The organism is Pseudomonas sp. BNK-7, from assembly GCF_048072025.1.
Lineage (GTDB): Bacteria > Pseudomonadota > Gammaproteobacteria > Pseudomonadales > Pseudomonadaceae > Aquipseudomonas > Aquipseudomonas danubii.
In genome coordinates this window covers 54,303-71,845 of the sequence record NZ_CP182252.1, presented here as the reverse complement: position 1 = coordinate 71,845, position 17,543 = coordinate 54,303, and the positions used below count along the sequence as shown (strand labels likewise).

At 60.3% G+C, this 17,543-nt stretch carries 15 protein-coding genes and 4 tRNA genes; 14 read left to right on the top strand and 5 right to left on the bottom strand.

Annotated features, from left to right (window positions below):
- Positions 1 to 57 precede the first annotated feature (57 nt).
- Positions 58 to 1,005: a 4-hydroxy-3-methylbut-2-enyl diphosphate reductase gene (gene ispH / locus ACMGF8_RS00355; protein WP_102865452.1), complete on the top strand. Its 948-nt coding sequence runs from the start codon at positions 58 to 60 to the stop codon at positions 1,003 to 1,005.
- Here ispH and ACMGF8_RS00350 read toward each other — a convergent pair whose 3' ends face one another.
- Positions 1,006 to 1,530, bottom strand: a complete 525-nt coding sequence (locus tag ACMGF8_RS00350; protein WP_102865453.1) for a GspH/FimT family protein — start codon at positions 1,528 to 1,530, stop codon at positions 1,006 to 1,008. It abuts the gene before it with no gap.
- Between the two features lie 390 nt (positions 1,531 to 1,920).
- Between ACMGF8_RS00350 and pilV the strand changes: the two genes are divergently transcribed.
- From pilV to thiO, 6 genes are read left to right on the top strand one after another with little or no spacing between them, the layout of a single operon-like run.
- Positions 1,921 to 2,352 carry a type IV pilus modification protein PilV gene (gene pilV, locus ACMGF8_RS00345; RefSeq protein ID WP_102865454.1) on the top strand — a complete coding sequence of 144 codons (432 nt, stop codon included), beginning with the start codon at positions 1,921 to 1,923 and terminating at the stop codon, positions 2,350 to 2,352.
- Between the two features lie 8 nt (positions 2,353 to 2,360).
- On the top strand, positions 2,361 to 3,071 hold the full coding sequence (locus ACMGF8_RS00340) for a PilW family protein (RefSeq protein ID WP_207166575.1): 711 nt from the start codon (positions 2,361 to 2,363) through the stop codon (positions 3,069 to 3,071).
- A gap of 41 nt (positions 3,072 to 3,112) precedes the next feature.
- A complete protein-coding gene (locus ACMGF8_RS00335; RefSeq protein WP_102865456.1) occupies positions 3,113 to 3,553 on the top strand; it encodes a pilus assembly PilX family protein in 441 nt (146 codons plus the stop codon).
- Positions 3,540 to 4,058 carry a hypothetical protein gene (locus tag ACMGF8_RS00330; RefSeq protein WP_416758341.1) on the top strand — a complete coding sequence of 173 codons (519 nt, stop codon included), beginning with the start codon at positions 3,540 to 3,542 and terminating at the stop codon, positions 4,056 to 4,058. The genes ACMGF8_RS00335 and ACMGF8_RS00330 overlap by 14 nt, the downstream gene beginning before the upstream one ends.
- A 15-nt stretch (positions 4,059 to 4,073) precedes the next feature.
- Positions 4,074 to 4,475 (top strand): type IV pilin protein, encoded by a 402-nt coding sequence (locus ACMGF8_RS00325; protein ID WP_102865457.1) that lies wholly within the window; start codon positions 4,074 to 4,076, stop codon positions 4,473 to 4,475.
- A gap of 56 nt (positions 4,476 to 4,531) precedes the next feature.
- On the top strand, positions 4,532 to 5,632 hold the full coding sequence (gene thiO, locus ACMGF8_RS00320) for a glycine oxidase ThiO (protein WP_102865458.1): 1,101 nt from the start codon (positions 4,532 to 4,534) through the stop codon (positions 5,630 to 5,632).
- Here the strand turns inward: thiO and ACMGF8_RS00315 are convergent.
- The 3 genes from ACMGF8_RS00315 to ACMGF8_RS00305 all read right to left on the bottom strand — a co-directional run bounded on the left by ACMGF8_RS00315 (position 5,629) and on the right by ACMGF8_RS00305 (position 8,488).
- Complete coding sequence (locus tag ACMGF8_RS00315; RefSeq protein WP_207166574.1) at positions 5,629 to 6,957, bottom strand: sigma-54-dependent transcriptional regulator; 1,329 nt, start codon at positions 6,955 to 6,957, stop codon at positions 5,629 to 5,631. The genes thiO and ACMGF8_RS00315 overlap by 4 nt on opposite strands.
- 150 nt (positions 6,958 to 7,107) lie before the next feature.
- Entirely contained in the window at positions 7,108 to 7,341 is a 234-nt protein-coding gene (locus ACMGF8_RS00310; protein ID WP_102865514.1) for a PP0621 family protein, read from the bottom strand.
- A gap of 124 nt (positions 7,342 to 7,465) precedes the next feature.
- A complete protein-coding gene (locus ACMGF8_RS00305; protein ID WP_102882249.1) occupies positions 7,466 to 8,488 on the bottom strand; it encodes an outer membrane protein assembly factor BamD in 1,023 nt (340 codons plus the stop codon).
- Positions 8,489 to 8,638: 150 nt separating this feature from the next.
- Here ACMGF8_RS00305 and rluD point away from each other — a divergent pair, with 150 nt between their 5' ends.
- The 7 genes from rluD to ACMGF8_RS00270 all read left to right on the top strand — a co-directional run bounded on the left by rluD (position 8,639) and on the right by ACMGF8_RS00270 (position 13,727).
- On the top strand, positions 8,639 to 9,601 hold the full coding sequence (gene rluD / locus ACMGF8_RS00300) for a 23S rRNA pseudouridine(1911/1915/1917) synthase RluD (protein ID WP_102865461.1): 963 nt from the start codon (positions 8,639 to 8,641) through the stop codon (positions 9,599 to 9,601).
- Positions 9,598 to 10,323: a peptidoglycan editing factor PgeF gene (pgeF, locus tag ACMGF8_RS00295; protein WP_102865462.1), complete on the top strand. Its 726-nt coding sequence runs from the start codon at positions 9,598 to 9,600 to the stop codon at positions 10,321 to 10,323. Before rluD ends, pgeF begins: the two co-directional genes overlap by 4 nt.
- 130 nt (positions 10,324 to 10,453) lie before the next feature.
- On the top strand, positions 10,454 to 13,018 hold the full coding sequence (gene clpB, locus ACMGF8_RS00290) for an ATP-dependent chaperone ClpB (RefSeq protein ID WP_416758337.1): 2,565 nt from the start codon (positions 10,454 to 10,456) through the stop codon (positions 13,016 to 13,018).
- Positions 13,019 to 13,314: 296 nt separating this feature from the next.
- Positions 13,315 to 13,390, top strand: a tRNA-Asn gene (locus ACMGF8_RS00285).
- 9 nt (positions 13,391 to 13,399) lie between these two features.
- A tRNA-Pro gene (locus tag ACMGF8_RS00280) sits at positions 13,400 to 13,476 on the top strand.
- 5 nt (positions 13,477 to 13,481) lie between these two features.
- Positions 13,482 to 13,557, top strand: a tRNA-Lys gene (locus tag ACMGF8_RS00275).
- 93 nt (positions 13,558 to 13,650) lie between these two features.
- A tRNA-Pro gene (locus tag ACMGF8_RS00270) sits at positions 13,651 to 13,727 on the top strand.
- 98 nt (positions 13,728 to 13,825) lie between these two features.
- On the opposite strand, the gene ACMGF8_RS00265 is transcribed toward ACMGF8_RS00270, so the two are convergent.
- Positions 13,826 to 17,473: a transporter substrate-binding domain-containing protein gene (locus ACMGF8_RS00265; protein WP_416758335.1), complete on the bottom strand. Its 3,648-nt coding sequence runs from the start codon at positions 17,471 to 17,473 to the stop codon at positions 13,826 to 13,828.
- Between the last annotated feature and the right edge of the window lie 70 nt (positions 17,474 to 17,543).

Sequence of the window (17,543 nt, the reverse complement as noted above, 5' to 3'; positions counted from 1 at the left end):
TGGCGATCCGCTGTCTATAACGATCTAACTTCTTGCGCGCAAGACACGAGGCACAGCATGCAAATCAAACTCGCCAATCCCCGTGGCTTCTGCGCCGGTGTGGACCGGGCGATTGAAATCGTCAATCGCGCCCTGGAAGTCTTCGGGCCGCCGATCTACGTCCGGCATGAAGTGGTGCACAACAAATTTGTCGTCGAAGACCTGCGCAATCGTGGTGCGATCTTCGTCGAAGAGCTGGAACAGGTGCCGGACGACGTCATCGTTATCTTTAGCGCCCACGGTGTCTCCCAGGCTGTACGCAGTGAAGCGGCCGGTCGCGGTCTCAAAGTGTTCGATGCCACTTGCCCGCTGGTGACCAAGGTGCATATCGAAGTGGCGCGCTACAGCCGTGATGGTCGTGAGTGCATCCTCATCGGACACGCCGGCCACCCTGAAGTCGAAGGCACCATGGGTCAGTACGACGCCAGCAACGGCGGCGCCATCTACCTGGTGGAAGATGAAAAGGATGTAGCCGAGCTGCAGGTGCAGAACCCTGAACGCCTGGCGTTCGTGACCCAGACCACCTTGTCCATGGACGATACCAGCCGGGTGATCGATGCCCTGCGCACGCGTTTCCCGGCCATTGGCGGGCCGCGCAAGGACGATATCTGCTACGCCACGCAAAACCGTCAGGACGCGGTCAAGCAACTGGCCGACGAGTGCGATGTGGTGCTGGTGGTGGGCAGCCCCAACAGTTCGAACTCCAACCGCCTGCGCGAGCTGGCCGAGCGCATGGCCACTCCCGCCTACCTGATCGACGGTGCCGAGGACCTGCAGCGCAGCTGGTTCGACGGTGTCGAGCGCATCGGCATTACCGCCGGCGCTTCGGCGCCGGAAGTGCTGGTGCGTGGGGTGATCCAGCAGTTGCAGGCCTGGGGCGCCACCGGTGCTGACGAGCTGGCTGGCCGCGAAGAGAACATCACCTTCTCCATGCCCAAAGAGTTGCGGGTTCGCTCCCTGCTCTGATCAGTCCACTCCCATGCAAAGGGCCTGCTCGGCGGTTTCGCTGCGCAGGCTGACCCGCCCGCTGCGCGACAGCACCACCTGGTGGCGGCTGTGTTCCTGGTCGGCCTGGCAGATATGCAAGGTGCCGGCCTGGAAGGCGCCACTGGGCAGCAACGGATTGCCCTGGGCACTGAAGCGCACGAAGTGCTGTACCGGACGATTACCCACAATCAGCACTTGCCCACCGCTCTGACGCTCGATCAGCAGCGGATTCTCTGGATCCTCCCACCCCTTGCCACTGACATCCAGAATGATGCGCCAGCCCTGGCTCCAGTCGTCGTTCAGACTATGTATCAGCGCGGTGCGCTGGTGCAGGATGGCCGCCGCCCGTGCATTGCGCAGGCCGCTGGCGAGCATCTGCGCCGCTTCCTGCTGTCGATTGGTGCGCAATAGTTCACTGAGCGCAGCCGTGGACAGCGGCAGCAAAAGTGCCAGCAAGGCCAGCGCGATCAACAGTTCAATCAGGCTGAAGCCCTTTTCATGCATGGTGTCTCCTCCCTGGAGATGAGGCGTTCACGCTATCCGTATGCAGGCGCTGAGCAGATGACCAGCTTGCCGGTCTGGGATGGGGTGAGTCGCCGCCCGTTATAGCCGATGCCTGTTCCAGGATGGGTGGTGTATTTGGGTACAAAGGGTTTCACCCGATTGAAACGGCCCGGCGCCTGGGCCCTTGCGGCTCGGCCTCAAGGGAGAGGTAAGGGGGCTGTGAGCAATGTATTGCGGGTTGTTCCGAGAGGCGGCCCGGGGCTGACTCTGGCACTAACCTTTGAAGTCGAGAGCATTGGTTTCCATCGCTTCTGTGGGCTCACACGAGTCTGCTTCATCGGAGATCGGTGGTTGTCTGCATGGGCTTGGGAGCGTGACGGAGATTGGAACATGAGGGAGCAGCATGCACAGGCCGGCATGACCCTGATCGAGGTGCTGGTGGCCCTGTTGATTCTCGCGGTGGGGCTGCTGGGGGCCGCGGCGGTCCAGATCAAGGCCTTGCAGTACACCGACAGTTCACGGATGAGTGCCCAGGCCAGCTTTATCGCCTATGACATGCTTGACCGGATCCGTGCCAATGCGGCGGCCGACTATGGTGTTGCCACGCCCGCCGCAGGCAGCCCGGGCAATGTGCGGGATCAGGACCTGCATGATTTCGCCAGCAACGTGGCGAACTTCGGGGGCCCCAGCGCCAAGGGCAGTATCAGTGTCAATCAGCAGGTCTATACCATCCGCATCACGTGGGACGATTCCCGGGCCGAGGGGCATTCGCGGAGTCAGCGCGCTCTGGTGCTCAGCAGCCGCGTGGCCGTGGATTCGTGAGGGGCGCGATGAGGCAGGGCAGCCATGGCTTCGGGCTGGTAGAGATAATGCTGGCACTGGCTTTGAGCCTGGTGCTGGTGCTGGGTGCGGCTCAGGTGTTTATCGCGGCGAAGGCTACTTACCTTAGCCAGAACGCCTCGGCCTACCTGCTGGAGGATGCGCGTTTTGTTCTGAGCAAGATGCTCCAGGAAATTCGCATGGCAGGGCTTTCCGGTTGCCTGCGCACCGTCAATGATCGCAGTACGGCTAAGGAGTTTTCCCGCTACGCGGCCACCCCGATTCAGTGGAGCAATGTCGAGCGCAAGCTGACCTTGATCACCGCTGACATCGGTGATTATGGCGGGACGCCGACCTGGAGCATGGTCACCGACTGTCAGCGCAGCGCCGTGGTCTATTCGGGGGCTCATCAAGGGGAACACGGGCAGCAGGTCCTGGCCTTGCGCCGGCTGTTCTATAGCCTCCAGGACCACCAATTGATGCTGGGCAGCGGCTTGGGCAAGCAGCAGGCGGTGCTGCTGGATAATGTCGAGACCTTTGACGTGAGTTTCGGTATGGCCCGTTCTGCAACGGAAAGTGCCGCTTCCAGCTACAGTCGCAACCCGGGAGATCCGGCACGTATTCGCAGCGTGCGGTTGCAGCTGACATTGTCCGATCCCCAGCAGCGTGTGCGCCCGCAGCGCTTTACGCTAGTGGCGGCCTTGCGTAACAGGTTGCCCTGATGCCTGGCGTCAATGGCGCAGGGCCCACCAGGGAGAGAGGCATGGCGCTGTTGATGAGCCTGGTGTTCTTGTTGCTGCTGACCATGATCGGCCTGTCATCGCTGCAGAACGCCGTCCTCCAGGAAAAGATGAGCGCCAGCCTGACCTTGAACAATCGTGCATTCCAGGCTGCAGAAGCGGCCTTGCGCGTCGGGGAAAACGCGGTGCGCATGGATGACTATCGTTTGTCGGTATGCGCCAATCCTTCTGAATGTGCCCCTCCCGCTGAGTCTGCAGCGGTCAGCAGCGCGGGCTTCAACAGTGTTTCCGCCGTGACCTGGATCGCCACCGGAGAGGGTTTCTATGGGGTGCAGAACCTGGGGGCTTCTACGGATGCGGTCAACCTGCCGATCAATACCGTCGCCACCTTGTATCGAGTGACTGCCGTGGGTTTGGCCGGTCATTCGCGCAGCGTCTTGGAGAGCATTTATGCCAAATACTGAACCTGATTCGAAAGGTAGCCGGCTGTTGCTCGTCGTTGCCGCTACGTTGCTGGGCAGTTTGTGGCAAGGGGGACTTGCCCAGGCGCGCGGTCCCGCCAACAGCCTACTCTCAGGCGCTGTTGCAGCAGCGCCTGAAGTGATAACCGGCACTCCTTATGTTCGGCCGTTAACTCCGCCCCTTGTACGCGGACAGGTCTTGCCTTGTGCAGCGATGAGCAGTGCCGGCGAGCCCATGGGTGTGGTTCCGTGGCGGCTGGTGCATGTTCGTGACGCTAGGCGGGTGTCCTGCAACCTTCTGCCGTTCAAGATCGATGACCCCAACTCAAACACTGGTAGTGGGAAATTGATCGAGCTGCAAGCGTTCAGCGGTAAGATGCTCGACGCTGCGGTTGCGCACACCCATGGCACTGGCAAGATCATCCGCGATTCCAGTGGCGGCATCAGCCCCCGGGTGGACAAAAACGACGGTGGCAGCCGGCGCATCCTGTGGCGACAAATTCAGTAAGCGAGATTCTTGACCATGCGCAGATCCAACCAAGGGTTCACCCTGATCGAAATCATGATCGTGATTGCGATCATCGGTCTGGTCCTTACCTTGAGCCTTCCCAGCATCACCGAATACATGAAGAAGCCCCATCGCAGTGAAATCGCCGTGCTGCTCACCGAGCAGGCGCAGCAACTTGAGCGCCACTTCTCCAAGACCGGTGTCTACAGCAACGCCCCGGATCTGAGCACCGGCAATGAGTACTACAGCATCACCCCGACTCTGAGCGACAGCGGGTTCTCGCTGACCGCGACGCCAAAAGCCGATGGGATGATGGCGGGGGACAAATGCGGCAGTTTCAGCATCGATCAGACAGGTGCCACCAGCATCAGCGGTCAAGCCGACGGGCTCGCGGCTAAGGATTGCTGGGGACGCTGAGTCTCTGTATCGGGGAGCTGCGGCGCCCACTGTCTTTCTCATGATTGGATCGAATTATGGTCAAGCAACAGCAAGTGCTGGTGGTGGGCGGCGGAGTGATCGGCCTGCTCACGGCTTTCAATCTGGCGTCCCGGGGCCAGCAGGTGCGGCTTGTAGAGCGTTCGGAACTGGGGCGTGAGTCGTCGTGGGCTGGTGGAGGCATCGTCTCGCCGCTGTACCCTTGGCGCTACAGTCCGGCAGTCACGGCGCTGGCCCATTGGTCCCAGGACTTTTATCCACAGCTGGCGGAGCAACTGCTGAGTGCTACCGGGGTTGATCCCGAAGTGCATACCACCGGGCTCTACTGGCTGGACCTGGAGGATGAGGCCCAGGCCCTGCAATGGGCGCGGCGTGAGGGGCGGCCCCTGAGCGCTGTGGATATCTCGGCGGTACATGATGGGGTGCCGGTGCTGGGGAGCGGCTACCAGCGGGCGATCTACATGGCCAATGTGGCCAATGTGCGTAATCCGCGGCTGGTCAAATCCCTCAAGGCCGCTTTGCAGGCTTTGCCCAACGTGCACATCGACGAGCAGTGCAGCGTCAGCGGCTTTATTTGTGAAGGCCGGCAGGTGGCAGGCGTGCACAGTTCGCTGGGTGAGATCCGCGCCGATCAGGTGGTGCTCTGCGCCGGGGCCTGGAGTGGCGAGTTGCTGCGCAGCCTGGGGCTTGTACTGCCGGTGGAACCGGTCAAAGGGCAGATGATCCTGTACAAATGCGCTGCCGACTTCCTGTCCTGCATGGTCCTGGCCAAGGGCCGTTATGCGATTCCCCGGCGTGACGGACACATCCTGGTAGGCAGTACTCTGGAGCACGAGGGGTTCGACAAGACGCCTACTGCATCCGCTCTGGAAAGCCTCAAGGCTTCTGCTGTCGAGCTGATCCCGGCACTGGCGGACGCTGAGGTCGTGGGGCATTGGGCTGGGCTGCGTCCGGGGTCGCCGGAGGGCATTCCCTACATCGGGCCAGTTCCCGGCTTTGCCGGTTTGTGGCTCAACTGCGGGCATTACCGTAACGGCCTGGTGCTGGCGCCCGCTTCCTGCCAGCTTTTTTGCGACCTGCTGCTGGGACAAGCGCCGATCATCGATCCGGCGCCCTATGCGCCCGAAGGTCGAATTTAATTCAGGCCAAGCTTCTTCATGCGGTAACGCATCGAACGCAAGGACAGACTCAGCCGTCGGGCCGCCGCTGTGCGGTTCCAGCGGCTTTCCTCCAGGGCCTGGAGCAATAAATGGCGCTCCACCTGTTGCAGGTGCAGCGCGAGGTCCAGGTTGGGAGGGAGCGAAGGGGCGGGGAGGTCCTGGTGTTCACTGACAGGCAGATGCAGGTCGCTCAGCTCTATCCATGGACCCTCGCAAAGGGTCTGGGCCCGCTCCAGCAGGTTCTCCAGTTCACGTACGTTGCCGGGAAAGTCGTAGCGCTCCAGGGCTTGCAGTGCTTGCGGGCTTAGTTGGGTGGCAGGCTTGTCGCCGGATTTGGCCAGGCGTTGCAGAATGTGCCGCGCCAGTATCTCGATATCTCCCGGGTGCTCGCGCAGCGCGGGGACTCGCAGTTCGATCACATTCAAGCGGTAGTAGAGATCCTGGCGAAAGCGGCCGGATTCTACCTCGCACTTCAGATCCTTGTGAGTGGCACAGAGAATCCGCACATCGACGGCTCTTTCCTCCTGGCTGCCCACCGGACGCACAGACCTTTCCTGCAGTGCACGCAGTAGCTTCACTTGCATGGCAAGAGGCAGGTCGGCGACCTCGTCGAGGAACAGGGTTCCCCCCTCAGCGGCCTGGAACAGTCCAGGCTGATCAGCCAGGGCGCCACTGAAGCTGCCTTTGCGGTGACCGAAAAACTCACTCTCCATCAGTTCGCCAGGAATGGCGCCACAGTTGACCGGAATGAAGGGCGCCCTGGCCCTGGGACCCAACTGGTGGATCAAACGCGCCACTTGCTCCTTGCCACTGCCGGATTCGCCGCTGATGTAGACCGCCGCCAGGCTGGGGGCCAACTTGTCGATGTGTTGGCGCAGGTTGTCCATGGGCGGTGAATGCCCCAACAACTGATGGTCGGGTAGCTTTTTTGTGGCGGTGGGCAGCCGCTTCAGTCTGCTGCTTATCCATTCTCGAAGGCGCATGGGGTGTAGCGGCTTGTGCAGCAGGTCGCAAGCCCCGACTTCCAGGGCGCAGGCCTGCGTGCCTGGGTCATTGCTTAGAAGTGCGACCGGCAATTGAGGGTGGCATTGGCGAATATGCAGCAGCAGGTCCAGTCCGCTGCCATCCGGCAAATGCAGGTCTGTCAGGCACAGGTCGAAGCGCTCCCGGGCCAGGTGAGTCCGGGCTTCCTGCAAGGTGCGGGCACTTTGGGTGTGCAGGCGCATGCGGCCGAGGGTGATTTCCACGAGGGCACGGACTTCCATGGCCTCATCGACCACCAGCACCCTAGGCATTGGGTTCATGGCGGCTGCCGTTTTCATGGGTCAGTCAAAAGCGGGCAATAGCGCCCGTGTTGGGGGGCGAGAGCTCAGTCTAGGCCCTTGGGGTGGGCGGCGCAGGGTGCCGGGGGCGGGTTATTTTGTCGCCAATTGTGCGGACGATGGGGGTAGGGCTCAGCGATCCTTGCTACCCGGGCCCTGCTCCAGATGGGCCTGGCTGCAGTACCACTGTTGTGACAGGCTCAACGCCCGGTCCTGAGGCAGGTGTACGCCGCAGTGAGCGCAGCGCACCATTGGCGTACTCCCCGGCTCCTGGGGCGTGCGGGGAGTTGCAGCGGGGCGCTTGAATTTGCGCCAGAACCATACCGCAGCGGCAATCAGAGCGATCCAGAACAGTAGACGAACCATGGTGACCAGCTTTATGGGGAAAAGAGGGAGCAGTTTATCCAAGCGCCCGGCGGGCGCACAGGCCCATCAAGCTGTGGGCATGAAAAAGGGAGACTTGAAGTCTCCCTTTTTTACTGCGGCGCTATCAGTCGAACACGCCGAAGGTCATGTAGCTGAACCAGGAGCGGTCACTGTTGTTGCCAGTGGCCTCGTGCTCTTCTTCCTCGACCACGTCGCCGTTGCTGTCTTTAGGCTTGAGCTCCGACGGGATCGCGTCCTTGGCATCCTGATACTGCTTCATCACGTCCTGATTGGCGCGGGTTTCTCCCGGCGGCAGCGGTGGACGGGACTCGATAAGGCCCAGGGTGGCCTTGCTCAGCCAGGAGCGGTTGTCGGCTTCGGCCACCCGTGGCACAAACTGACCATCAACCAGGCTTGGGTGGTCAGGGTAGTTGAGCTTCAGGGTTTCCAGGCTGGTGGCAGCCAGTTCGTCCAGGTGCAGACGCTGGTAGGCCTCGGTCATCACCGCCAGGCCGTCACCCACGGAAGGGGTTTCCTGGAAGTTTTCCACCACGTAGCGGCCACGGTTGGCGGCGGCGACATAGGCCTGACGGGTCAGGTAATAGTCGGCCACGTGGATTTCGTAGGCGGCCAGCAGGTTGCGCAGGTAAATCATGCGCTGCTTGGCGTCCGGGGCGTAGCGGCTGTTGGGGAAGCGGCTGGTGAGCTGGGCGAACTCGTTGTAGGAGTCGCGGGCGGCACCCGGGTCACGCTTGGTCATGTCCAGTGGCAGGAAGCGCGCCAGCAGGCCGACGTCCTGGTCGAAGGAGGTCAGGCCCTTGAGGTAGTAGGCGTAGTCGACGTTCGGGTGCTGGGGATGCAGGCGAATGAAGCGCTCGGCGGCGGATTTCGCAGCCTCTGGCTCGGCATTCTTGTAGTTGGCGTAGATCAGCTCGAGCTGTGCCTGATCGGCGTAGCGACCAAAGGGATAGCGCGATTCCAGGGCCTTGAGCTTGGCGGTGGCGCTGGTGTAGCTGTGGTTGTCCAGGTCGGTCTGCGCCTGCTGGTACAACTCGACTTCGCTCAGGTTTTCGTCAACGACTTCCTTCGATGAGCAAGCAGCGGTCAGTGCGAGGATGGCGATCAGCAGCAGGTGTTTCACTTGCATGGCGGCTTGCGTCCCTATGACGGCCGCTGTCTTGGGCGGGGCCGTCCTGTTATGATGAGCGCCCCGTTGAAAGCCTCGGGGCAAAAGACGCCGTATTTAACCACAAGCGCGCAGCCGAAACCAAAGGCTGTGCCGACGCCCAGTCCGAGCATGTCCGATAAAATTGAACTTCGCGCAGAGGTGCCGTCCGAACTGGGCGGTCAACGCCTCGATCAAGTCGCCGCACAACTATTCGCTGAGCATTCGCGCTCGCGCCTTTCCGCCTGGATCAAAGACGGCCGCCTGACTGTTGACGGAGCGGTGATCCGCCCTCGGGACATCGTGCACGGCGGTGCCGTTCTCGAACTGACCGCCGAGCAGGAGGCTCAGGGTGAGTGGATCGCCCAGGACATCGAGCTGGACATCGTCTATGAAGACGATGACATCCTGGTGATCAACAAGCCTGCGGGCCTGGTGGTGCACCCGGCTGCCGGCCATGCCGATGGCACGCTGCTCAATGCCCTGCTGCATCACATCCCCGACATTATCAATGTGCCGCGGGCGGGTATCGTCCACCGTCTGGACAAGGACACCACCGGTCTGATGGTGGTGGCCAAGACCATTCAGGCGCAGACCCAGTTGGTGGCTCAGCTGCAGAGCCGCAGCGTCAGCCGCATCTATGAATGCATCGTGATCGGTGTAGTGACTGCGGGGGGCAAGATCAATGCTCCCATTGGTCGCCACGGCCAGCAGCGCCAGCGCATGGCGGTGATGGAGGGGGGCAAGCAGGCTGTCAGCCACTACCGCGTTCTGGAGCGCTTCCGTTCCCACACCCATGTACGGGTCAAGCTGGAAACCGGTCGTACTCACCAGATTCGGGTGCACATGGCCCACATCAACTTCCCGCTGGTGGGCGATCCGGCTTACGGCGGTCGCTTCCGCATTCCGCCGGCGGCCAGCCAGACCATGGTCGAGTCGCTGAAAAACTTCCCGCGCCAGGCCTTGCACGCGCGTTTCCTGGAGTTGGACCATCCGACCACTGGTCAACGCATGAGCTGGGAATCACCGTTGCCGGATGACTTCGTCTGGTTGTTGTCGCTGCTCAAGCAGGACCGTGAGGCGTTCATCGGATGAGTGGCTGGCTGATTCCTGACTGGCCCGCGCCGGCTGGGGTCAAAGCCTGTGTTACTACCCGCGATGGCGGCGTCAGCCTGGCGCCGTTTGACAGCCTCAATCTGGGCGACCACGTTGAGGATCGGCCTCAAGCGGTGGCCGAGAATCGCCGGCGCCTGACCGAACACTTCGCTATTGCCCCGGCCTGGTTGCAACAGGTGCACGGGATTGCTGTGGCTCACGCCGATCCTGGCGTCGTGGTCAGCGCCGATGCCAGTTGGTCCGCCACGCCAGGCATTGCCTGTGCGGTGATGACCGCCGACTGCCTGCCTGCGTTGTTCTGCAACCGAGCCGGAACCCGGGTCGCGGCAGCCCATGCCGGTTGGCGCGGGCTGGCAGCTGGCGTGCTGGAAGCCACTCTCGACAGCCTGGATGTACCCGCCGCTGAGGTCTTGGTATGGCTGGGGCCCGCTATAGGTCCACAGAGTTTCGAAGTTGGTGCGGAGGTCCGTGAAGCTTTCGTTGCTCAATTGGCGGCCGCGGAGCAAGCCTTTGTCCCTAGTGTCAATGCCGGGCGCTTCATGGCTGACATCTACCAGTTGGCGCGCCTGCGTCTGGCCACCCGGGGTGTGACGGCGGTCTATGGTGGTGGCTACTGCACCGTGACCGACCCACGCTTCTTCTCTTATCGGCGCAGCCCACGTACCGGGCGTTTTGCCTCCCTTATCTGGCTTGAACGCTAGACTAATCTGACTTGCGTCAAGCAGCTGACGCTTGAATCTCCCAGAATCGACCGCATCTAGAGAATCATCTGGCAGGTTTCTCTATTTAGGTGTGTCCATCGCTCCGGCCTGCTCAAAAGGAAGGTGACTAATGCGTATAGACCGATTAACCAGCAAATTGCAGCTGGCCTTATCCGATTCTCAATCCTTGGCCGTTGGCCTCGATCATCCGGCCATTGAACCTGCGCACTTGATGCAGGCGCTGCTTGAACAGCAAGGCGGTTCGATCAAGCCACTGCTGATGCAGGTGGGCTTCGACGTCAACAGCCTGCGCAAGGAACTGAGCAAAGAGCTCGACCAACTGCCAAAAATCCAGAACCCCACTGGCGACGTCAACATGTCCCAGGATCTGGCGCGCCTGCTCAACCAGGCCGATCGCCTGGCCCAGCAGAAAGGCGACCAGTTCATTTCCAGCGAGTTGGTACTGCTGGCCGCCATGGATGAAAACAGCAAGCTCGGCAAGTTGCTGCTGGGTCAGGGCGTGAGCAAGAAAGCCCTGGAAAACGCCATCAACAACCTGCGCGGCGGCGAGGCGGTGAATGACGCCAACGTCGAGGAGTCGCGCCAGGCCCTGGACAAGTACACCGTCGATCTGACCAAGCGCGCCGAAGAGGGCAAGCTTGACCCGGTGATCGGGCGTGACGATGAAATTCGCCGGACCATCCAGGTGCTGCAACGCCGGACCAAGAACAACCCGGTGCTGATCGGTGAACCTGGCGTGGGTAAAACCGCCATCGCCGAAGGCCTGGCCCAGCGGATCATTAATGGCGAAGTGCCTGATGGCCTGAAAGGCAAGCGCCTGCTGTCCCTGGACATGGGCGCGCTGATTGCCGGTGCCAAGTACCGTGGCGAGTTCGAGGAACGCCTGAAATCCCTGCTCAACGAGCTGTCGAAGCAGGAAGGTCAGATCATCCTGTTCATCGACGAGCTGCACACCATGGTCGGCGCCGGTAAAGGCGAAGGCTCGATGGATGCGGGCAACATGCTCAAACCGGCCCTGGCCCGTGGCGAGCTGCATTGCGTCGGTGCCACCACGCTCAACGAGTACCGCCAATATATAGAGAAGGATGCAGCCCTTGAGCGGCGCTTCCAGAAAGTGTTGGTGGACGAGCCGAGCGAGGAAGACACCATCGCCATCCTGCGTGGCCTGAAAGAGCGCTATGAGGTGCACCATAAGGTAGCCATCACCGACGGTGCGATCATTGCCGCGGCCAAGCTCAGCCATCGTTACATCACAGATCGGCAACTGCCGGACAAGGCCATTGACCTGATCGACGAAGCTGCCAGCCGCATCCGCATGGAGATCGACTCCAAGCCGGAAGTGCTGGACCGTCTGGAGCGGCGCCTGATTCAACTGAAAGTCGAATCCCAGGCGCTGAAGAAGGAAGACGACGAGGCGGCGATCAAGCGTCTGGAAAAACTCCAGGAAGAGATTGTCCGCCTGGAGCGTGAGTACGCTGACCTGGAAGAAGTCTGGACCTCGGAGAAAGCCGAAGTGCAGGGCTCTGCGCAGATCCAGCAGAAGATCGAGCAGTCGCGTCAGGAGCTGGAAGCGGCGCGGCGTAAAGGCGACCTGAACCGCATGGCCGAGCTGCAGTACGGGGTGATCCCGGATCTGGAGCGCAGCCTGCAGATGGTCGACCAGCACGGCCACAGCGAGAACCAGTTGCTGCGCAGCAAGGTCACCGAGGAAGAAATTGCCGAAGTCGTGTCCAAGTGGACCGGCATCCCGGTGTCGAAAATGCTCGAAGGCGAGCGCGACAAGCTGTTGAAGATGGAAAGCCTGCTGCATCAACGGGTGATCGGCCAGAACGAAGCCGTGGTGGCGGTATCCAACGCAGTACGCCGCTCTCGGGCCGGGTTGTCCGATCCGAACCGGCCAAGTGGTTCGTTCATGTTCCTCGGCCCAACCGGCGTGGGTAAGACTGAGTTGTGCAAGGCCTTGGCGGAGTTCCTCTTCGATACCGAGGAAGCCATGGTGCGGATCGACATGTCCGAGTTCATGGAGAAACACTCCGTGGCTCGCCTGATCGGTGCGCCGCCAGGCTATGTCGGTTATGAAGAAGGTGGCTACCTGACCGAAGCCGTGCGTCGCAAGCCGTACTCGGTCATCCTGCTGGACGAAGTCGAGAAGGCGCACCCGGATGTGTTCAATATCCTGCTGCAGGTTCTGGAAGATGGTCGCCTGACGGACAGCCACGGACGCACTGTGGACTTTCGCAACACGGTGATCGTCATGACCTCCAACCTGGGCTCGGCACAGATCCAGGAGTTGGTAGGGGATCGCGAGGCACAGCGGGCAGCGGTGATGGATGCGGTGTCCACCCACTTCCGGCCGGAGTTCATCAACCGGGTCGACGAAGTAGTGATCTTCGAGCCTCTGGCACGGGATCAGATCGCTGGCATCACGCAGATCCAGTTGGGGCGCCTGCGCAGCCGTCTGGCGGAGCGCGAGCTGAGCCTGGAACTGAGCGACGAGGCCTTGGAAAAGCTGATCGCCGTGGGTTACGACCCGGTGTATGGCGCACGGCCGCTGAAGCGTGCGATCCAGCGCTGGATCGAGAACCCGTTGGCCCAGTTGATCCTGTCCGGTGGTTTCCTGCCAGGAGCAACAGTCACTGCGTCGGTGCGGGACGATGAAATCGTCTTTGCCTGATCGTTCAGTGGCGTATTGATGAAAAGGCCTCGCATGGCGAGGCCTTTTTTTTCACTAGGGCGTTGAACTGAAAGGAAAAGGCTTGTAAAGTGCGCCCCGCAGTCAGTCACCCCCTAGGTTTTTTCTGATGTAGAAGAAACCGGCAATGAAGTCGCAAATCATTGTCTTAAAAGCAATTTAAGGGGTTGACAGGTAGTTTGAAGATTGTAAAATAGCGCGCCTCAGAGGCATGAACGTAGCGATACGGGAAAGCCGAAGAGGATGAAGTAAAAACGTTGTAGCTTGAAATATGTAGTTCCGTGATAGCTCAGTCGGTAGAGCAAATGACTGTTAATCATTGGGTCCCAGGTTCGAGTCCTGGTCACGGAGCCAATTTCAAACCGGGGTATAGCGCAGTCCGGTAGCGCGCCTGCTTTGGGAGCAGGATGTCAGGAGTTCGAATCCCCTTACCCCGACCATTTTTGGGTCGTTAGCTCAGTTGGTAGAGCAGTTGGCTTTTAACCAATTGGTCGTAGGTTCGAATCCCACACGACCCACCATTTTTGAGACCAGTTCGCTGGAATCGAATCTTAAGATCAGACGCCAAAAGCTCTGTTCGCAGAAGGCGCCTTTTAAAGGTGCCTTTTTTTTACCGGGGTATAGCGCAGTCCGGTAGCGCGCCTGCTTTGGGAGCAGGATGTCAGGAGTTCGAATCCCCTTACCCCGACCATATTCACGATAAAAGGCACCTCTAGAGGTGCCTTTTATCGTTTGTCTGCAAAAGAGCGCTGAGGTCGAGGGGCTGCCCGAGAGGCGAGCCTCTTGTTGTCAGTTGATAGGCAGTTCTTCCCAGACCCTACGTTGTTCAAACAGGCGCTGTTCGAGGGTGATGATGGCCTGTTTCACCTGTTCCACGCATTCCTTGACCATGTTCAGGGACAGGTCGGGGCTCAGGCAGGCATCTTCCAGCTGACGACAACTCTCTACCAATTCTTCGCCTTTGACCACGCGCGCAGCGCCCTTGATACGATGCGCCAACTCTGCCAACTCAGCTGTTGCCTGCTCTTGAAGCAAGGTGTCGAGGCTCTGCATGTCCATGCGATTGTTACTGAGCAACTCATTCAAGATGTGATGCAACATCGTCGGCTCGCTGCCCACCAGGGTATGCAAGGACTCCAGGTCGAATACCCGAGAAGAGCGGGGGCTGGTGTGCTTTGTGGGGATGAGGTTCTCACGTTCGCTCTCATCGGCCTGTCCCATGGTCAGCAGACGTTCTTCCAACTCATCCAGGCTGATGGGTTTGATCAGGCAATCATTCATTCCCGCCTGGATGCAACGTTCCACTTCTTCCTGCTGGGCGTCGGCGGTCAGGCCGATGATCATCATTGGTTCGCAGGCCTTGTCCTGCTCATCCTGGCGGATCGCCCGGCTCATCTCGGCGCCGTTCATGATGGGCATGTGGCAGTCGGTGATGATCACGTCAAAGTCCTGCTCGCGCCAGAGATGCAGTGCCTCCAGGCCGTTCTCCGCTTCGAACACGTCATGTCCGAGGAAGCACAGCTGCTGCTGCAGGACCTGGCGGTTCACCGGATGATCGTCTACCACCAGAATCTGCAAACGTTGTGTGTAGCGCCTCTTGACCTGAGGCGGACGCTCAGCGGTGGCCGTGCTCTCCAGTACTTGCAAACGCAGCTCCACATCCACCCGGGTGCCATGCCCCAGGGTGCTGCTCATCGACACCTGGCCACCCATCATTTCGCAAAGGGAGCGACAAATCACCAGGCCCAGCCCCGTGCCTTCGTTGTTCTGCACGTTGCGCTCTACCTGGGCGAAGGGTTGGAACAGGCGTTGCTGGCTGCTGGGGGAAATACCAATTCCCGAGTCTTCGACACTGAGCTCGACCCGCAGCACAGCGTTTTCCACTAGCTCGCCGGAAATGCTCACCTTGATAAAACCGGCTTCGGTGAACTTGATGGCATTGCTCACCAAGTTGGACAGGATCTGCTTGAAACGCATCCCGTCCACCAGCACATCGCCGTTGATGCTGGAGTCGATCTCGAGGATCAGGCTCAGGCATTTCTGCCGAGCCAGCCCCTCGAACACTCTAGCCACTGATTCCACCAGTTCGCGCAGGTTGGCGCGTTTGGGGCAGAGGCTCAGGCGTCCGGACTCGATGCGGGCAATGTCGAGGATATCGCCGATCAGCTCCAGCAGGCTCTTGGCCGAACTGTAGGCGATTTCAATGCTGGAGCGCTCGATCCGATCGCTGTCGGCGCGTTTGAGCGCCAGTTCCAGAATGCCGATGATGGCGTTCATTGGCGTGCGTATTTCATGACTCATGGTGGCCAGGAAGGTGGTCTTGGCCCGGCTGGCCTCATCGGCGAGATTCTTCGCCTCCTTCAGTTCCTGAACCAGATGACGGTGCTTGGTAATGTCCAGCCAGCCGCAGATCACGCCCTTTGTGACACCGGTGGCGTCCTGGAATGGCTGAATCCAGTGCTCGATCCAGACGTCCTTGCCCTGCAATTGCACGGCATACACCGAGGTAATGGTCTTGCCGTCATTGATCGCTTGCAGGTAGTTCTGGTGCAGGTCGGGCCCTGCCGCAAAGTGCTCATCAGGCAGTTCCTGCACAGTCTTGTCCAAGACGTCCTCGGCACTCAGACCGACGCTCTGCAGATAGCTGCGGTTGCAGGACAGCATGTTGCCCTCAATATCCCGGAGATAGAGGGCCGGAGGCATGTTCTCTGCGAGGGTCTCGATAAAGCGCAATTGTTCATTGAGCGTTTTCTCGGCCTTGACCCGGCGTTGCAGATAGAAGACCCAGAGCAGAGACAGCAGGAGCAGCAACGAAGCGCCAGCTATGATTTCGGCGATCATCAACGCGTAGTCGCGCCAGGTTTCGCTGCTCATGCCCGGCGGTGAGCGCCAGTGGTTGGCGATGGCGTTCAAATCGTCCGTCGGGAGGCTGATCAGGGCTTTGTCGATGATGGATTGCAGTTCCGAATCGCTTCGCCTCAGGGCAAAGCTGGCGGTCGCCTGCCGGGTGTGAATCAGATCGGCAACAGCCAGGCGATTCTGGAACAGGCGGACAATGTAGTAACGCGAGGCCGGCAATGACACCACCGCGGCATCGGCGCCGCCGGTATAGACCATGTTCATGGCGTCCAGCGAGGTGCCGACTTCGATGACTTCGGCTTGCGGGTAGCGCTCGCGCACATGCTGCAGTGTCACGTGTCCGGAAGGGATGGCCAGGCGCTTGTTTGCCAGGTCTCCAGGCCGCTGTGCCATGCCTTTCTTGTCGGTCTGGGTCACGAGGACGAAGGGACTGGTCAGGAAGGAGCGAGTGAAGCGCAGGTTGTCTTCGCGTTGTGCACTGGCAGTCATGATGGCCAGGTCGGCCTCTGATTGGCGCAAGGCTTCAATCTGTTCCGGGTAGCCGCCGTTGCGAGCGGTGACCTGGAAGTCGAGTCCGGTGCGCAGTGATAGCTCGTCCAGCAGTTCAGCGGTGACACCCGAGAAAACGCCATTGGCGTCGAAGAAGGCAATGGGCGCCAGATCGTCATTGATCACCAGGCGTATGACTGGGTTGCGGGCTATCCAACGCGACTCTTCCGGCGTCAGTGCCATCCTTTGGTCCGACGTAATGAAGCCGCTACCCACCCAGCGCCGACTCAGATTGAGGAGTTTTTCCTTACCGATCGCCTCAATGCTCTGGTTGATAATCCGCAGCAGGCGCTGGTTATCCTCTTGGAGCGCATAGCCGTAGCCGCCTTGGGAAAAGTCGGCGAAGCGCTCGAACTTGAGAAAGCCGTAGTAGGAACGATTGATGCGGAAGTAGGCGCTCAGAACATCGTCCACGTACATGTCGGCATGGCCGAAGGCTGCCGCGGCTATGGCCTCGTCATGGGTGGGATAGACCATCAAGTGGGCCAAGGGAAAGCGCGACTGCAGTTGCGCGCTGTGTTCCTGGGCCACAGAAACTCGTAATCCGTCCAGGTTGGAGGGCGATTTGCGCAATTCATCCTTGCGTTTGAACAGTGCCAGTCGGGCTTCGGCGAAGGGGCGAGTAAACCTGACGGCCTCGGCAGGCTGCTCGGAGCTGTAGCTGCCTAGCAAGTCGATATTGGCAGCCTGTAAGGCTTGCATGGCCTCTGCTCGGGTGGCAAAGGACACGATCTTGATACGAACCCCGAGTATCTGCCCAATCAGAGCGCTGACGTCAGCGGTAATGCCCTCGTAGTGATTGTCGTTGTAGCTGACATTGAAGGGGGACGATTCTGTAGCCACGGCACCGATTTTCAGTTCCGACCTGTGGCGCAGCCAACGCCAGTCTTCATCGTCAAGGGCAAGGTCGTGGTGGTCGAGGCGCGCCGTGCTGTACAGCGTATTGGGCAAACTCGGAAGCTGGGCCGCTGCCGGTTGAACAGCCAATATCGCCAAGCAGATAAAAAGCCAGAAAAGTCGTGAATGCATGATCGCTTCAGATAGTGGGGGGCCAGATGGCTTGATCAACGAGTCACAGCGCAATGAGCGCCGGGCGGGT

Bases quoted from the DNA above. Each gene is read 5' to 3' on its own strand.
- ispH (WP_102865452.1), top strand. From the start codon at position 58: ATGCAAATCAAACTCGCCAATCCCCGTGGCTTCTGCGCCGGTGTGGAC.
- ACMGF8_RS00350 (WP_102865453.1), bottom strand. From the start codon at position 1,530: ATGCATGAAAAGGGCTTCAGCCTGATTGAACTGTTGATCGCGCTGGCC.
- pilV (WP_102865454.1), top strand. From the start codon at position 1,921: ATGAGGGAGCAGCATGCACAGGCCGGCATGACCCTGATCGAGGTGCTG.
- ACMGF8_RS00340 (WP_207166575.1), top strand. From the start codon at position 2,361: ATGAGGCAGGGCAGCCATGGCTTCGGGCTGGTAGAGATAATGCTGGCA.
- ACMGF8_RS00335 (WP_102865456.1), top strand. From the start codon at position 3,113: ATGGCGCTGTTGATGAGCCTGGTGTTCTTGTTGCTGCTGACCATGATC.
- ACMGF8_RS00330 (WP_416758341.1), top strand. From the start codon at position 3,540: ATGCCAAATACTGAACCTGATTCGAAAGGTAGCCGGCTGTTGCTCGTC.
- ACMGF8_RS00325 (WP_102865457.1), top strand. From the start codon at position 4,074: ATGCGCAGATCCAACCAAGGGTTCACCCTGATCGAAATCATGATCGTG.
- thiO (WP_102865458.1), top strand. From the start codon at position 4,532: ATGGTCAAGCAACAGCAAGTGCTGGTGGTGGGCGGCGGAGTGATCGGC.
- ACMGF8_RS00315 (WP_207166574.1), bottom strand. From the start codon at position 6,957: ATGAACCCAATGCCTAGGGTGCTGGTGGTCGATGAGGCCATGGAAGTC.
- ACMGF8_RS00310 (WP_102865514.1), bottom strand. From the start codon at position 7,341: ATGGTTCGTCTACTGTTCTGGATCGCTCTGATTGCCGCTGCGGTATGG.
- ACMGF8_RS00305 (WP_102882249.1), bottom strand. From the start codon at position 8,488: ATGCAAGTGAAACACCTGCTGCTGATCGCCATCCTCGCACTGACCGCT.
- rluD (WP_102865461.1), top strand. From the start codon at position 8,639: ATGTCCGATAAAATTGAACTTCGCGCAGAGGTGCCGTCCGAACTGGGC.
- pgeF (WP_102865462.1), top strand. From the start codon at position 9,598: ATGAGTGGCTGGCTGATTCCTGACTGGCCCGCGCCGGCTGGGGTCAAA.
- clpB (WP_416758337.1), top strand. From the start codon at position 10,454: ATGCGTATAGACCGATTAACCAGCAAATTGCAGCTGGCCTTATCCGAT.
- ACMGF8_RS00265 (WP_416758335.1), bottom strand. From the start codon at position 17,473: ATGCATTCACGACTTTTCTGGCTTTTTATCTGCTTGGCGATATTGGCT.